This window comes from Chryseobacterium daecheongense (genome assembly GCA_027920525.1).
GTDB lineage: Bacteria > Bacteroidota > Bacteroidia > Flavobacteriales > Weeksellaceae > Chryseobacterium > Chryseobacterium proteolyticum.
The window spans coordinates 4,388,402-4,405,298 of record CP115858.1; the positions used below are offsets into that span (position 1 = coordinate 4,388,402).

14 protein-coding genes and 1 pseudogene are annotated in these 16,897 nt (G+C 31.6%); 7 read left to right on the top strand and 8 right to left on the bottom strand.

All coding sequences use genetic code 11. From position 1 onward, the window contains the following. Nucleotides 1-197 precede the first annotated feature (197 nt). The 3 genes and pseudogenes from PFY10_19675 to PFY10_19685 form a co-directional block, all read right to left on the bottom strand. The gene (locus tag PFY10_19675) at nucleotides 198-527 is read right to left on the bottom strand and encodes a helix-turn-helix domain containing protein (GenBank protein ID WBV56411.1); all 330 of its coding nucleotides are present in this window, start codon (nucleotides 525-527) and stop codon (nucleotides 198-200) included. Nucleotides 528-537: 10 nt separating this feature from the next. Continuing rightward, nucleotides 538-986 (bottom strand): annotated as a pseudogene (locus PFY10_19680) (helix-turn-helix domain-containing protein). Nucleotides 987-1,122: 136 nt separating this feature from the next. After that, the gene (locus PFY10_19685; GenBank protein WBV56412.1) at nucleotides 1,123-2,631 is read right to left on the bottom strand and encodes a LuxR C-terminal-related transcriptional regulator; all 1,509 of its coding nucleotides are present in this window, start codon (nucleotides 2,629-2,631) and stop codon (nucleotides 1,123-1,125) included. Between the two features lie 347 nt (nucleotides 2,632-2,978). Here PFY10_19685 and PFY10_19690 point away from each other — a divergent pair, with 347 nt between their 5' ends. Beyond that, on the top strand, nucleotides 2,979-3,824 hold the full coding sequence (locus tag PFY10_19690; GenBank protein ID WBV56413.1) for an SMP-30/gluconolactonase/LRE family protein: 846 nt from the start codon (nucleotides 2,979-2,981) through the stop codon (nucleotides 3,822-3,824). Between the two features lie 421 nt (nucleotides 3,825-4,245). Beyond that, on the top strand, nucleotides 4,246-5,331 hold the full coding sequence (locus tag PFY10_19695; GenBank protein ID WBV56414.1) for a hypothetical protein: 1,086 nt from the start codon (nucleotides 4,246-4,248) through the stop codon (nucleotides 5,329-5,331). A 1,481-nt stretch (nucleotides 5,332-6,812) separates the two neighbouring features. Here PFY10_19695 and PFY10_19700 read toward each other — a convergent pair. Further along, a complete protein-coding gene (locus PFY10_19700; GenBank protein WBV56415.1) occupies nucleotides 6,813-6,962 on the bottom strand; it encodes a hypothetical protein in 150 nt (49 codons plus the stop codon). A gap of 564 nt (nucleotides 6,963-7,526) precedes the next feature. On the opposite strand from PFY10_19700, the gene PFY10_19705 reads away from it, so the two are divergent. The 5 genes from PFY10_19705 (at nucleotide 7,527) to PFY10_19725 (ending at nucleotide 13,391) form a co-directional block, all read left to right on the top strand. Further along, nucleotides 7,527-7,808, top strand: a complete 282-nt coding sequence (locus PFY10_19705) for a helix-turn-helix domain-containing protein (GenBank protein ID WBV56416.1) — start codon at nucleotides 7,527-7,529, stop codon at nucleotides 7,806-7,808. Nucleotides 7,809-7,906: 98 nt separating this feature from the next. Continuing rightward, on the top strand, nucleotides 7,907-9,361 hold the full coding sequence (locus tag PFY10_19710; GenBank protein WBV56417.1) for a DUF3945 domain-containing protein: 1,455 nt from the start codon (nucleotides 7,907-7,909) through the stop codon (nucleotides 9,359-9,361). Nucleotides 9,362-9,381: 20 nt separating this feature from the next. Further along, on the top strand, nucleotides 9,382-11,457 hold the full coding sequence (locus PFY10_19715; GenBank protein WBV56418.1) for a DNA topoisomerase 3: 2,076 nt from the start codon (nucleotides 9,382-9,384) through the stop codon (nucleotides 11,455-11,457). Between the two features lie 310 nt (nucleotides 11,458-11,767). After that, a complete protein-coding gene (locus PFY10_19720) occupies nucleotides 11,768-12,676 on the top strand; it encodes a hypothetical protein (GenBank protein ID WBV56419.1) in 909 nt (302 codons plus the stop codon). 4 nt (nucleotides 12,677-12,680) lie between these two features. After that, nucleotides 12,681-13,391 (top strand): CBS domain-containing protein, encoded by a 711-nt coding sequence (locus tag PFY10_19725; protein WBV56420.1) that lies wholly within the window; start codon nucleotides 12,681-12,683, stop codon nucleotides 13,389-13,391. 95 nt (nucleotides 13,392-13,486) lie between these two features. Here PFY10_19725 and PFY10_19730 read toward each other — a convergent pair whose 3' ends face one another. Genes PFY10_19730 through PFY10_19745 form a run of 4 tightly spaced genes read right to left on the bottom strand, consistent with a single transcriptional unit; the run spans nucleotide 13,487 to nucleotide 16,844 of the window. Continuing rightward, complete coding sequence (locus PFY10_19730) at nucleotides 13,487-14,446, bottom strand: restriction endonuclease (GenBank protein ID WBV56421.1); 960 nt, start codon at nucleotides 14,444-14,446, stop codon at nucleotides 13,487-13,489. A gap of 29 nt (nucleotides 14,447-14,475) precedes the next feature. Next, entirely contained in the window at nucleotides 14,476-15,807 is a 1,332-nt protein-coding gene (locus tag PFY10_19735; GenBank protein WBV56422.1) for a hypothetical protein, read from the bottom strand. A 28-nt stretch (nucleotides 15,808-15,835) separates the two neighbouring features. Next, complete coding sequence (locus PFY10_19740) at nucleotides 15,836-16,351, bottom strand: hypothetical protein (protein ID WBV56423.1); 516 nt, start codon at nucleotides 16,349-16,351, stop codon at nucleotides 15,836-15,838. After that, a complete protein-coding gene (locus tag PFY10_19745; GenBank protein WBV56424.1) occupies nucleotides 16,311-16,844 on the bottom strand; it encodes a hypothetical protein in 534 nt (177 codons plus the stop codon). Before PFY10_19745 ends, PFY10_19740 begins: the two co-directional genes overlap by 41 nt. Between the last annotated feature and the right edge of the window lie 53 nt (nucleotides 16,845-16,897).

The following is a 16,897-nucleotide window of genomic DNA, read 5'->3' on the forward strand; positions in this document are numbered from 1 at the left end:
TCTCGAAATTATTAAGTGCAGAAAATGAGTTTTGTATATTTTATTTATTATAAAATGAGAAAATTTTCCCTTGTTACTTTTTATTTTTATGGGTAGCCCAGAAGTTAAGAGAGGGGATATTATTTTCCATAAAGTGTTCAAAGCAGCTTATAGAAAAAATATTGCTTATAGGTCTTGGGAAATATACTAATTCAGTATTAATAATATTTTTTCTTCCATTTTGTAATAGTATTTCTACTGATACTGAAATGTTTAGCGGTTTGTGTATTATTCAAAAGGTTATTTTTTTGATAATCTAACATTTCTATTATTGAAGCACGATCATATGAACGAAATTTTTGACTTTGTGTATTCGATTCCTGATTAGTTAATCCGTATATTTTTTGATTTATTTTAATGATGTCTAATGCAGTAAGAGTTGTCTTTTGTAATGCCTCTTCAAATTCTGTAGCTTTTTCGGGAAATTTTTTAGAAATAATATCCAAATAAATTTTACCATAATTAATTGATGTTTTTTTATCTTCCATACTTTTAACTTTATTTTGAAAATTGTTCGTTGATTTTGGGACTGTATTTTACCAGCCACCTATATAGAGTTGTTTTTGGAATTCCATACTCTTGAACTACTTCTTTTCTGGACATCTCTCCTTTTATCACAATTTCGATAATGTAATCTATGAGTTCTTTGGTATAAATATTTTTTCTAAATTGAGGAACGGTAGATTTTTTTTAACATTTTCTCGTTCTCTTTTCGACGGTGGGGAATATAAAATCAAATGTTGTGAGAAGATTCTGAAGAGATCATATTCCAAAAGCTTTGACCATCTTAATAATATTGTTGAATCAAGGCTTTCAGAGTTGTACATATCATTAATTTCCGCTTCCGTAGCATTTAAGAAAGTGCATATACGGGATATTTTAATTTTATCCTCCAATACTATTTGTTTAATGAGAGTTCCAATGTGGATATCTTTTACGTTATTCATAACAGTTTAGATATACGGTTATTTATACTAGCAAACATAGGGTAGGGAATCAAATTTTACAAATTAATAGATATCACATACCTTTCTCTGTTTTAAATTAATGATTTGTAAACCAATATATTATTTATAATGTTGTTTAATTATGATCCATTGCCTTGTTTTTCATCCATAAATAAATATCCTGATCAGAAGGAATATTAAGCTTCTTACGGAGTCTGTTTTTCCTAAGCTGAACAGCTCTAGGAGTGACAAAAGTGTACTGCGCAATTTCTTTAGTTGAAAAATTTAAGTATAGGTATCCACAAAATGTAAGCTCCCGGGTCTGAAGTTTGGGATCTATTTTTAGTAGAGTAGGAATAACTGTTGGGTATACTTCATCAAATCGTTTGATAAACTCCGTGCTATTTTCTTTGGCTAGCCTTATTACTTCATCAAATGCTTCATTTATTTTCTGCTCTAGTGATAAATTTTTTTCTTCTTTCTCTGCTATTATACTATTTTGAATGTTAATTTTGTTTTTTATTAAACGTTGTCGTCCTGTAAAATAATAAAAAATTAAGATCGAAATAATGAGAGTTAATAATACAAACCAGATGAGATATTGAGTTATATGGGTTTTTGATTTCGTTTTTTCATCGGTAATTAAATTTTCAACAGCCTCTTCCTGATTATTTGAAATCTGTTTTATAGATTTATCCTGAAAATCTATAATTTTAGCATTAAATTCATTGGATTTTTCCATATTTCCTTTTGATTGATAAACATCAGCAATGCGATGATAAATAAAGGGATATGCCTTTGTGAGCCGTAGCTCTTGAGTATTTTTTAATGCTGTTGTATAGTAGTATAACGCTGAATCAGGTTGATTCATTTCCTTTTTCATATCTCCCCAAATTAAATAAGTGAAGTTTGTACTTTTGAATTTTCTGGCTTTTGCAATTTTCAGAGACTTCTTTAAGCAGTATTCTACTGAGTCATAGTGTTTATTTGAAAGTTGGGATATTCCAATTAAATTATAATTTGTAGTAATTTCTTCTGTTGGCACCCTGGACTCACCTATGATATTAATATTATGTTTAGTTTTTGCTAAGTAAAACCGAATAGAATCCTGATTATTTTCAGCAAGATATAAATAAACCAAATTATTATATGCTTTAATTTCTTGTAGAACTATGCTTTTTTTATCTTTAATTTTGTTTATAAATTTAAAACCTTGTTTTTGTATCTCAACTGCCTTTCCAGGCATCATTAGAGAGCTATATATATTACTCCTTTTTATATAAATATCAGACATTAATATTGGGCTCTCCTGGGAATACTCTTCTTTTTCTGCCGCTAATAAATATTGTAGAGCAATATTTGGTTTCCCGATGTCAAAAAGGGATTGGGCAATATAAAAATTGCTGTATGCGATGCCATAAGAGTAATGGATTTTTTGGCTTTTTAGTAAGGCTTTATTGGCACTTTTTTGGCTGGCTTTAAAATCCATTTCCTCGTATTGCTTTTTAGATAGAGCTAAAAAACGCTTAATTTCTTTTGTTTCATTAGTAGAAGCTCGCTGAGTTACTAAATGGGGATCAATTTCTTGGCTATGAAGATTTACAAAAATGCATAATAGCAAAAAACAATATGGAATTTTTTTCATGTGTACAAATTATAGTGATAATTAGTTCTATATATCATACCTTCTAATAAGTTATACGAACAGTATGAATTTAGGCCAGCAAAAATAGAAATATCAAAAAATACTTTATGACGTTTGGTTAAAAGTGATATATATGTGATATCTCGTATTTACAAATAACAGTACAATGATGATAAAATTAATAATATTCTTGTTTATGTACAATAATAATTATGAGAGTAATAGGATATTTTAAAATGTTCTTGAAAACAGTTTGAGAAAGTTTAAAATACTTTAATGAAAAGAGATATTCATGTGATAATTTACATGTTTTTATAAATGTGGATTTTTGTAAAAAAAATTAAGATATGTGTTTTCGTTTAGCTGTTACATGGGTAACATTACATTTATTATTTCAATATTCTTATGGTCAAATTCTTAACAAACCGGAAAGTGTTGATTTTGATCCTAATACAGAAACTTATTATATATCCAATATTGGAGGAAGCTCTGGAGGTTTTATTGTTGTTGATTCTAAAAAGAAAACAACTGAGGTGAAAAAGGAAGGAAAAGGACAATATTTGGGAATTAAACGCTATGGAAAATATATTATATGTGCTATTGACCAAGATAATACAAAAGAAAATGGATTGTCTGATGAAGTAGCATTATATGATGCAAAAAGTTATAAACTGATTAAAACAATATCAATACCAGGTGCCATACAGTTGAATGATATTGAAGTTGATGAACGAGGGGTGGTTTATGTGACTGATAGAGGAGCTAATCAAGTATATGAAGTTAATATTGTTTCCGGTTCTTTTAATCCGTTATTAAAAGAAAATAATATTTTAACTCCTAATGGTCTTTTTTATGATTTGAAAACAAAACTTCTTTATATATGTACAACTAATGAAACTAATAATGCAATATATATTTTAGATCCCAAGAGTAGAAAAATAGAAGATAAGATAGCAATACCTTTCTCAAATTTAGATGGAATAATAATTGACAAGAATGATAATATCTATGTCTCTTCATGGTCGAATGATTGGAAATCTTCCCGGATATTGAAATTGGGCTCCGATAAAAAATCTATAAGCGTTTTGATGGAAAATGAAAATGGAATGGCTGATATTGCCTATGATAAAGTAAACAATCGTATTCTTATTGCTTGTATGTATAAAAATACTATACAAGTACTTCATTTATAGATACTTAAAATATTGGTATTGATTCATTAATGGATATCTGTAGTTCTAATGTATTGGTTAAATTCAGTTGTACTGCTACATGTAATAAGGTTTGATTATTATATGTATGATGAAAAATTTTAATAAAATTGTATTAGTGATATTAATGTGATACTTATATTTTTTAGATTTAAATTAATAGTTTTTACTTTTGGCAAGGATTATAAGCAGACATTGAATGTTGAGTTACAATATTCTAAATAATTATATTGATGAATGCTTAATTAGGGAACGGGCGAATCCAAGAAAATGATTCTAAAAACACAAAATTATACTCCTCCTTCGCCTGTTTTCCTAATAAAATATGCTTTTTAATATTACCTAGTAGCTTAACAAATCCAAATTACATTATTTGAGAAAATATTAACTTAAAACTATTCAAATGAAAAACAAGACCTTTTTATTTGGAATCCTTGGAGGGATTTCATTTTTAAATGCACAAGTTGGTGTTAATACAACATCACCAGGGGCTACCTTAGATGTCGTTGCTAAAAATACATCTACAACAAGTGTTGATGGAATTATTGCTCCTAGGGTTGACCGATTAAAAGCTTCGACTATGGTGGGAGTTCAAAATGGAACGTTTATTTATGTAAATGATGCTTCTACAGGAACGGCAACAGGGCAAGCGGTTAATATCAATACAACAGGTTATTATTATTTTGAAGGCAGTACATGGCAAAAGTTTGCCGGCGGTGGCGGATCATCGGGTGCTAATATTTATACAACCGACGGAAGCCTTACAGGTAATAGAAATGTAGATTTAGGAGGCAATACTTTAAGATTTAGTGGTCCCGGAAACGTGGGAATTGGAACCACAGCTCCCAACAATGATGCTATCCTTGACACATCTGCACCAAATAAAGGGTTTTTAATGCCTCGAATTGCTCTTACAGGTACGAATGCCAGTGCTCCTTTATCTTCACATACTGCAGGAATGTTAGTATACAATACAGCTTCTGCCGGAGTATCTCCTAATGATGTAACTCCTGGAATATACTATAACGATGGTACAAAATGGTATAAAACCAATCAAACAACTGGCACTCAAAGTGGATCAAGTGTAAATTATCAGGGCTTTATTAATGCAAGTACAGCTACAAATTCTGTTATACAATTAGGAAATCTTCAAGTTAGATATAATGGAACAAATACTGCTGGAACGATTTCCTTCAGGAATATAGGTAGCCATCCAATTTATGCTTATTATTTTGCCGTTTGGGGACATACTAGTAATTCTAGTACAACTTATGATGGTCCATATACATTACAACCCAATGTTTGGGTAGAAACCTATAGTTATGGATCTCAAAACTCTGAGGGAACAATCATGCAGTTAGACACCTATGATCCATCCCCTGCTGATGGTACAACGGTTAAATCCTATAATCTTTCTACCCGAATGTTTTATGCTTCTGAAGTAGGAGCAGTAGGAGACTACATGTTTATGAGGTTTTTTAGAAATTAGTTGTATGATAGTTAGAAGAATTTTAAATAGTTGAATCACTATTGATTATGTGTTTTAATATGCTTGTCTGACAAAGGATGGGCGGGTGTAGATATTACTAAATAGAGAAAAGGAAACTTTTATTATAACGAAGGATATAGTAAATGGTCATGTTTCTCAAAGCGAAAGATAGAAAATGCATCGTAAAAATTAATAGCGCGTTCAATGATAAAAGCTTGCTTGAAAGCTTACTAAAGTAAGGATAATTCTATTTATTTTTTACTACTATGGATTAAGCATGGTAAATTTAAAGTTTTAAATAGCATTCCAGATATTACAATCAATGTAATTGATTACATATAATGGTGTAACTTATCAAATGGTAATAAGGGACCATAACTATGCTCAACACCGTGGAACAATCACAAAAGTGTAACCGGTAAGTGGTATGTTGATAATACTTTCTCTGTTGTACCATATCTAAGCCAATAATCCTTAGTTAATAAGTTTTATGCATTATTTTGTACTGGCTATATTGATGACTTAATATTATCAAGGATCTAACTAATTTGCGTCAATATCTAAATAAATAAAAAGTGAAGATGGGTAGTATTAAGTTCAATTTGAGAATTATACAAAAGCGGAAAAAAATACTAAAAGCAATGTTCTTCTTTTCATTTTTATATTTTTTAAATTAAAGATGAAATATGCAAGGTATAATGTGCAATATTAATATTTTTGGTCACTCTTAACTGTATATATGATAATTAAGATTTGATGGCTATTAAACAAATTTAAATATTTTTATAATACAAAGATTCTTTTTAAAGATATATCTATATATCAGCTAAGGTTGATAATACTATTATTTACGGAGAAGAGAGGAATACAGGAAGCCTTTTTATCTACATGCCAAGAGTATATAAGTGTATTCATTATAAATACTACCTTAACTTTTTAATATCAAATGTCCACTTTTTGCTGACGATTTACAACTTCCTGCATTTGAAGGCTCGTGGAAAGGAACTTGGAAAAATAAAACCTTTCTAATTAATTTAAAAAAAAATAAAATATTATTTTACTCATCTACAAAACAATCCATATTATCAAGATATATTAATTGGAAAGTTTCAAGTTAAAGATTCTAATGGAAACATTTTATTTGATAATTTAAATGTTTCGGATACTCAATCTAAAATTAAGGGAGTTAAAATATCACCCAGTGGAAAGTATGTTTTATAGTATATTGATCCTGATTTATGCTTAAAGAGCGGAGGTTTAATTATTGAATTTACAAATACCACAAAAACGCAATTAAAATTAAAATTTGCAGAGACTAGTGATTTAATAGAGCCTGATTGCTTCTATTATGGTAAACCGGGAGATCAAAGGCCAGAACCAATACCAAAGGAAATTATTTTAACAAAACAATAGCATAATACCACCTTAAAGAGGTGGTGTTTTTATATTATTGGAACCCATAAAAAATGTATTTTTATGTATTATACCTTTACATAAGAATAATAACATAGACCGAAGCCAATGATGTATAAAAGGATAGGATCTGTTTTTATGGGAGCAAAGGAAAATCCTTTTGATACAGCATCTTCTAAATGGTTAATAACACCAATGTATGAAAAAGGTTTTGTCATTATTTTTGTTGTGCAGTCTTTTTAGTGTAAAGCTCACTCCGGGACAGTTACTTTGGATGAACAAATTAATACAATCTGTAATTAATAATTCTGCTCCATCTTTTGATTACTTGTATCAGTAAAACCTCTACGTCTATCCCATGCTCCTTGCACAAGTAAGTATAATATCCTGCTTGGTCTTGATGTTGAAATCGTCTCCACCGTGAAACATCATAACTAAAACATAGTCAAAATATGGTGAATTGAGTTCTTTATCCAGTTAGTAAATAGCCGTTCAAAACCTGGTCTATTAGCTAGAAGCCCAATTGCTCCTCGTCAAATCTTTAAGTTTCAATTAAGTTCTGCTATTTTAATTTCAACACAGTCTGAAATCTTTCAGCACCATTTCCAAAAAGCTGTTCGGCTATGTCCACAGTCTTTATTATTTTACTATAAATATCGATTTTTTTTATAAAAGATTTACTGCTAATAAAATAAATCTTTTCGTTACTACGAAAAAGTAGTGATTTTATATGATTTCTGTTGTCCAATTTTACATCACCAGCAATCATAAAAATCACAGTTATGAATATCGAAAAAACAGAATTTATAGCCTGGATGGAGAGAATCATGGAAAGATTTGACCTACTGAAAGAACAGATGCTCAAGAACCAGTCGAAATTTATTGAAATAGACGGCGAACAGCTTCTGGATAACCAGGATGTTTTACAGCTTTTAAAAATAAGTTCCAGATCATTACAACGGTACCGGACTGACAAAAAACTGCCGTATTACACAATCAGCGGAAAGCTGTACTATAAGCTTTCTGATGTCCATCAATTGATCAGAGAGTGTTTAAACTCTTGATAGTAACAAGACATCTAGAGCCAAATCATTCATCACTATTCCAATCTTCAGGATTTTCTTAATTGAGCCAATATCTTGGTTCCATTAAATGAAATACAATGGAAAATGAATTGATAAACTCTCAGGAACCTGATGAACTTAAACCATCAACAGACACACTCCTTGTCCTGAACATTCATACCAACCAGGTTGAGATGGTCAAGGGAGTTGATCAGGATGGGAATCTTCAAAAGGTTCCTCCACAAGAAAAAAAGGATAATGAACAGCTGATCAGGGTAGATAAACATGGCGATCTATTCTCCAATTTCTTTTCCAACTTTTACCGGCAGCTTAAAAATCCTACGCATTTCAACTTTTTCAAAGTTTCAGAATACGATGCTGTTAATACTGCTAACGATCTTCAAAAATATATCGATCAGGCATCCCCCGAAGAAAAAGAAAAGCTGAAAGACTACGAAGTTTTACCTCAATATAACAATAATCCAAAAAATCAAAATACAATGGACAACAACACAGACAATCAGGAATATCGTTTTAAGCCGGAACAGATCGACTGGAAAACGATGGGAAAATTCGGACTTAATCAGGAGAAGCTTGAAAAAATGAATGCGATGGATGCATTACTCAGAGGTTTTAAAACCAATACATTAATCCCGATATCCATTAATCTGGGAACGGCAGTGAGCAAAATGGATGTCCGGTTATCCCTTCAAACAGGAGATACCGGACAGGTTACCGTTCATCTGCATGGAATCCGCAAAGAGCCTAACCTTAACAATAAATTCTTAGGTCATCAGTTTAGTGATGAAGACAAAAAGAATCTGAAAGAAACCGGGAATATGGGCAGGGTAGTAGATCTTGTCAATCCTAAAACAGATGAAATCATTCCATCAGTAATCAGCCGTGACCGTTTAACCAATGAACTCGTGGCCTATAGAGCGGAGTACATGAAAATTCCTGATGAAATTAAAGGAATTAGGCTTGATGAACATCAGAAACAAACCTTACTGGAAGGAGCACCATTGTACCTTGAAGGTATGACCTCTAAAAAAGGTGAACTTTTTGATGCCACCGTACAGTTCAATGCGGATAAGCGGTATGTGGAATTTTTATTCAACAATAACCAGGCACCGAAGCAAAGTCAACAACAGCATCATAACCAACAACAAACTCAACCTACGGATAAAGAAGCATCCAAAATATTCAGAGGAAAAGAACTGGACGATTCACAATATGAAAAGTTTAAAGCGGGACAGACCGTTTATGTTGACGGTCTTACCGATGCTAAAGGTAAAGCCTATCAAGGCTATATTACCTTCAACAAAGAAACTTCCAAAACCGACTTTTCATTCACTCATCCTAATAAACTTAAAGAAGAGGCAAAACCTACAGAAGATCATAAAATCCAAACAGCGGTTAACACCCATGGTAAAACCAATGAATCTACTAAAAATGTGAAGGAGCCTTTAGCATCAAAACAGCAGCAGCCTACCAATAAACAGCAGGAGGATCAGCAAAAAAAGGTTAGAAAACCAAGAAGGCAAAAACTATAATAATCATTTAAATCTTTCATATGATAGCAATCATCGCAGAAAAACCGAGTGTTGCAAGAGAAATCGCACAATTATTAGGAGCCCATGAAAAGAAGGATGGTTATTTATCCGGTAACGGATATTGTGTCACCTGGGCATTAGGACATCTGATCGCATTAGGAATGCCGGAAGATTATGGTATAAGAGGCTTTAACAAAGCCTCTTTGCCTATCTTTCCGAATCCTTTTATTCTAACTCCTAAAAAACTAAAGAAAGCAAAAGGCGATGGGCCTGATCCTTCGGCTTTAAAACAACTCAACATCATAAAACAAGTCATCAATCAATGCAGCAGTATCATTGTCGCAACAGATGCTGGAAGGGAAGGAGAGCTGATATTCCGCTATATCTATCACTTCATACAATGCAATAAACCCTTTGAAAGACTCTGGATCAGCTCCCTTACCGAAAAGGCAATACAAGAAGGTTTTAAGAATCTTCAGCCAGGCGTTACCTTTGATGGTTTGTATCAAGCTGCTAAAGCCAGAAGCGAAGCGGACTGGCTGGTGGGAATTAACGCTACCCAGGCATTAACCATCGCAGGAAACCAAGATGTTTATTCATTAGGCAGAGTGCAAACACCGACCCTTGCTTTAATCTGTCAACGGTTTCTTCAGCATCAAAACTTCACCAAGCAAAAGTACTTTCAAATCCAGCTGAACCATAGAAAAGAATATACAGACTTCACCAGCCTCTCACTATTACAATGGGAAGAAAAAAAGCAGGCAGAACAAATCCAGAAATCCATAGAGCGGGAGGGGAGAGCTTTTGTAGAGGATGTATCTATTACAACAGTGCAGGAACAGTCTCCGTTACTTTTCGACCTCACAGAATTACAGAAAGAAGCCAACAGAAAGTTGGGACTTTCTGCCGATGAGGTTTTACAAACAGCCCAAACCCTCTATGAGAAACAGTTCATCACTTATCCAAGAACCGGCAGCAAGTATATTCCTGAAGATTTATGGACAGAGATTCCTGAACTGGTCAGAATTCTCAACACATCGGACTCATTCAAAACGGCTGTATCAACTTTAAAATTCGGAAATTTCAATAAGCGGATCGTCAATGATCTAAAAGTTACCGACCATCACGGATTACTCATAACCACTAAAACACTTTCTGCACTTAGTGCTACGGAAAAAGCCATTTATGAGATGATTGCTTACCGTTTATTAGAATCCTTATCCCATACCTGTATAAAACAAGTCACCCAAATCCTGATAAAAGTACATCATTATGAATTCCAGATCAAAGGCTCTACAATCCTAGAGAAAGGCTGGCGAGCCATCAAAGGAATTCTGTCTGACAATGAAAATTCCAATAATAAAAATGAAGTCCTTACTGAACTTCCGGAATTCAAAATCGGAGATGAATTGAAGATCTCAAAAACCGACTTACTTGAAAAAACAACCCAGCCTCCCAAACTTTTCACAGAAGCCGACCTTTTATCAGCGATGGAAAATGCTGGTAGAGCTATTGAGAACAAAGAAGAACAGAAAGCATTATCCAATATAGGCATCGGAACCCCAGCCACCAGAGCTTCCATTATTGAAACCCTGCTCAGCAGAAACTATATCATCAGGAAAAGCAAAACGCTGCATCCTACAGATAAAGGCCTACAGGTTTACAACCTTGTCAAAGACAAAAAAATAGCCAATGTCCAAATGACCGCAGAGTGGGAAATAGCACTGGATAGAATTGAAAAAGGTGAACTCAATAAAACCCAATTCATCAACGACATCCAACACTACACAGCAGAAATCACCAATGAACTCTTATCTCTTCATATTCTTCAGGAAAATATACCACAATTAAAATGTCCCAAATGCCAACAGCATCATCTTATCATCAAGGATAAAATTGTCAAATGCCCAGATGAACAATGCGGTTGGATTCTCTTCAGAATTATATGCGGAGTTCAACTCAGTATTAAAGATCTTACCTTATTATTAACTCAAAACAAAACATCATTAATCAAAAACATGAAAAGCAAGAACGGTAAAAAGTTTGATGCTTTCATCATTCTTAAAAATGATTTCAGTACATCATTTGAATTTTGAATCAGAAATTAATTTCAAAAAAATAATAATTTAAAGAAGCAGCCGATAGGCTGCTTCTTTATTCTACATCTTATCCAATTCTTTTAATTTCTTAAAATAAAGTCTAAAATATTTACTACTTTTTTTTTGAATTTTGTTAGCCATTATGATAGTGATATAGTAGGAAATTAGATTATAATAATGTAATACAATTATTTAAAAAGTATAGTTAAGTATTATGGCGTAATGATTAAAAAAAAACTTAATAATATTTTTTTTATAGTATTGTAAAGTAAGATTTATTATTTAAATTTAAGAATATTTCAAAACCATGAAGACATTTATACAAATCAAAATTAACTTTTTGAAACTTTGCTTTGTTATTGTATTTTCAACTATTTCATGTATCAAAACATACGCCCAAAAATTTGAAGATATATTTTTAGCTAACGATTTTGTACTTTATAAAAATACAAAGGTAAAATTAAAACAAGATCTCATTGGAGTCAACTTTAGTCACAATTTTTATGGTGATCTAAAAGATCTTCAAAAAGATTATGATAATAAGGTATTATATCCCTCAGTAGCATATAATTTTCAAACGGAAAAAGATTCTTTAAAAAATAGAGTTTTCATTATTGAAAATATTATTGGCAAAGACGGAAAAACATTTAATACAGAAAACTCAGGTTATTTTGATTCTCCTATTTTTATCTTGAAAGATGAAGTAAAAGCCCAAACCATTTACTATAAATACGATAAAAAGTTTGAACATAACTTCCCTTTTTTAGTTGCTGATATAAATTACCCTGTAGATTTTTTTTGCTCCCAACTCTCAGAAAATGATGATGATTTCACCAATGAAAAAACTATTAGAACCCCAATGACGGAAGGCAACAATTTAGCTCCCGCATCTTTAACAAAGGTTTCAAAAAAAGGAAGACCATCTGCTTATTATCTAAGTTTAAGAGCTTATGGCAATACGGTTAATGTAAATGAACGAGGGGTAATTCTAATATTTGAAGACAATACTAAATGGATTAAAAACGCAGAGATAGATGTGGAAGCAGATAAAGATAGTTATGAATACTCAGTATTTATAACTTTATCTCAAAATGATCTTAAGCTGTTTTCGACTAAGCGAATAAAAAAATTTAAACTGTACATATATGATGCTACCCTTAATGCAGGTTTTGCCAGTAAATTTTTGAATTATACAAAGTGCTTGTTAAAAAGATAATAATATGACAAATGCAGAAAAATTTTTAGATATTTATAATCAACTTGATAAATTTCTAAAAAATGGTAACAATCAGAATCATGAAACTTTTGCCTCAAAAATAAAAGGTAGCAAAAATTCAATTATAAAATCGTACCGAGATAAATTGATAGATTATGGAGAACTTAGAAACGCTATAACACACACACCTAAATTAGGTGGCAATTATATTGCAGAACCTCTGGGAGAAGTTGTTAATGAGTTTGCCATGATTTTACAAAAATTATTAAATCCACAAAAGGTTATTCCTTTATTTTCTTTTGAAGTGATTGGAGCTAACGAAAACGAGAGACTAGATAAAATTTTGAACGTAATGAGGGAAAAATCTTTTTCGCAATTTCCTGTATTTGACGAAGGTGGAATGGTTGCGGAGCTAATTAATACAAATACAATTTCAAGATGGTTAGGAAAAAATATTAATCAGAATGAAATCATGGTGGAAAATCCTATTATCAAAGAATTGATAGTCGATATTGAGTTTAAGAAAAATTTTAAATTTATATCGAGAGACTGCGATATTTATACTGCCTATGATTTGTTTATTGATCAAATAAATATCCATAAAAGAAATCTCGATGTATTATTTATTACAAACAGCGGTAGTGAAAATGAAAAATTATTAGGATTAATTACGATAGAAGATATTGCTAATAAAGTTAAGAACGTTCACTCATAATAGAGTTCTGAACACGATTGCAGCATAGTGAAGAAATTGTTTAATATTAAAGCGTAAGATTTTGAATTACTGTATTCAACTATTCGTTATGGTTTTTAAAAAGTTTGTTCATAAAGAACTTCCTGCAAATCCTGTAAAGGAGTCCAGATTCCAGATTTAACTTTCAGGTAAGTATTGCATAGTGAGACGATTTTTTGTTGATCTCCAAATCTAATTTTTTTTCTTTCTAACTCTGTTAAACCTTCGAAAGCATTTGAAGTAAAGCCGTATGTTGATAAAAACAAACCGCTCTTTCTTTTTTCATTGCAAATTACTTTTAAAAATTCTTTTACAGATTTTTGTCCTACCAGTTGTTTGGATTTCCAGTGCTTAATCTCGACAATATATTTCATGGATATTCCTTTTTTGACAAGCTCCAAAATAATATCCTTACCTCCATCTTTGCTTGGTGATGTAAGGGTCACATCAAATGCCAAGCCTTCAAATAACTCGGCTATTGTTTTCTCGAATTCTCTCCATTCTATTTTCAACAAAAAGTTGGGATCTTCCGCTATCTTTTCTATAAATGTTTTGCTTACAATTTTGATGATGTCTTCATATTCATGGGTATTTAGGTTAGACTCTATTTCTATTTTAGATGTCCAAGATTTCAAGTCATCTAAGGTTAATAGTTCCACTTTTAATGGATCAGTACTATTTATAAAACGATAGCATGCTGAAGTGAAACCATGAGGCGCAAACAAAATAAGACGGTTATAAGGATAGTTGAAAGCAAATGATACCCTCTCGTGTACTCGCTCTTCATAAACACTTTTACCTGAATTTTGAAGGGAAATACATATTCTGTCTCGAGAATCTTGCTTTGTGCACATGAAATCAAATTTACTTGTATCAGGACTTGGATTAAGTATAGTTTTAAAACCATCATTTGATAACAATTTTGAAATGACTTGATGAAATGTAAAGCAAATTTCCCGATCGTCTCTTGGACTTGTTATAGAATGTTCTAAAACAAGAATATCACGTACAAGTTGATCTTTTATTGAGGGAGTCATAATTTTAATGGTTAACGAAAGTTATAATCCTAGAAATTCCAGTCCAGCATATCTATTTTATGAAAAAAGAAAGAATCCATATATTTCCAAATACCCCCGATCTGACCATACACCATATTTTCCCCTTGTTCATTCTGATAAAGCATGCGCAAAACTATTTCTTTTACATAATCTGTTTCATTGAATAAGACAATCACTTTTACTTTTACTTCTGCAATTGCTGGTGCCTGATGTTCGACGGATAATATTTCAAAAGATTTTAAGTTCTTTTTTTCAAAGACTTTTCGAACTCTTCCCGCTTCCTTACCTATATTAAATTCATTTGAAAATAAACAAATCTGTTTAGCCATCTGCCCATAGTTGTTTTTCTTCCAATTTATTAAAAAGCGGACAGCATCTCTTTCCGGAGTATATTCTTCATAATCTGCTTCGTTTCCTTGAGCTGGAAAATCTTGGTTTACTATAGGTTTTCTATCTTTCCAGCAATCCATATATTTATCCATATCTTTTATCTTCAATTTTTGTTGTTGATAGTTGGAAATGGTATCTTTTAGATCTGAAAAAGTTTCTTTTAAAGTAGGAGTGTTTTTTTCTTTAAGGGGATGTTCTTTATTTTTCTTTAGAGCTTTTGCCCAATCATTAATGGCAAATAATGTTAACCAAGCTTTCCCTGCAACATATTTATTAGCATATGAAAGATCCCTTCCATGCAAAATACCATTACGGTAAGGAAAGAATATTTCTTCAGTGGTCGTGGCCTTTCTTGTTACATTTAATATATCTCTAAGTTTAGAGAGACCTGAACTATGAGCAGCAATAGAATCCCAAGCGGTTAGATCAGTATTTTCCACGAAAAAACCTTTGCTTTTGCTAATGTCATTGACAGTACCATCAATAATCATTAATAGTAAGGGGACAGCAGAATAATATCTTTGAGCTTTTGTATCTTCAAATGCAGCTTTAATCAAGACATTACGCAATCTAAATTCTGGAATACCGTAGGTTGAACTTATCATCCATTGCATCGCTTCAGATGTGTAATAATCGGCAAGCTTTTCCTCTGCTTCATTTATATTGCCTGCTTCTGCCAGAGCAATGCACTCCAAGATCAAATCATGATTTCCGGACTCATGTGCAATCCAACCGCGTTCGCTAAAATAATGGTTAAACTGATCAGGACTTTTTGAAATTTCTTCAAACTGCTTTTCAATCTCATCAAAGTTTTCAAAAGCATCCAAAATTCCTTTGGCTCTTGAACTAAAGGGAGCCAAGAATGATGCAATCTTTTTTACTGATTTTCCTCCCTTGAGATTATTTCTAAATTCTTCAAACGAAGAATTGTCTTCAATTCTATCACTCATATTATTATGAAATATATTTAGATATTTTTTAAAATTTTACCTTAAAACTATTTCTAAAAAAACGGTTAACGATTTCTGTTATAGATTTGTTTATATGATCGTAATCCACGTAATTTTTAATTTTGAAAAAATGATACAGAAAATCGTTGTAGTTCTCATCTAAAATGGGATATGCTACTAAGTGAAAATTAATATCAGTAGAGTTTTCTATAAATGTACGATCAAATGAAAACATTCCCTTTTTCGCATACGATATGAAATCCATCGTATAAAGTTCAATATTAAACTCTTTGTCAATTTCCCGTTTAAAAGATAATATCTCTCTTAGATTTGGATTTAACTCATACTTAAAAGGAGGTACAGATAAATTTTTCAGAAAATACCTAAAGTCGTTATGATTATTTTCAAAGAAGTTTTCGTCACTAATTTGCAATCCTGCTGTAGCAAAATGCATGAAGAAAAGTTCGCTTTTAAAAAACAAGTCCAAGTCAAAATCAGAAGAGTTATTTATTCTCATCACCAAAAATATAAGTACAGTTTTCACATCTAGAAATTTTTTCCATTGTCCTTGGACGTATTGCCTTAGTAAAACTAATATCCGTGACAATTAGTTTAGGTTCTACACTATAAATATTATTTACAGCCTTTATCTCTGCACATTTACCAACAATATTCGTACTTGTCGTCTGCGACGATTTTTTACCAATTTCTCCTAAAGATCTTAGAAGTATTCTTGTGGGTTTTACATAACTATTAAGTGGCAAAAGTCTATGTGAGGTGCCAAAACTTGCATATTTCAGTCCCTTAGATGCAATGCTACAAGCTACCAGTTCGTAGTCTCTATGATGTAATTTAACTCTCGTTTTTTTAGATGAGTAAAGCTCCTGAATCGTATTAATTCTATCTTTATATTTCTCTGAATTATAAATTAAAGTTTTTTCTAATGAGTTTAAATTTCGTCTTTTTTTTATGACATAATGTGTCTTATCAAAATAGAAATTTAAGCTATTAATGAGTTGTCTAATATCATTTTTCATGGTTATATAGAGATGTTAAGTTAGTATTTTCTAAGTTAATGAATTGTTACTTT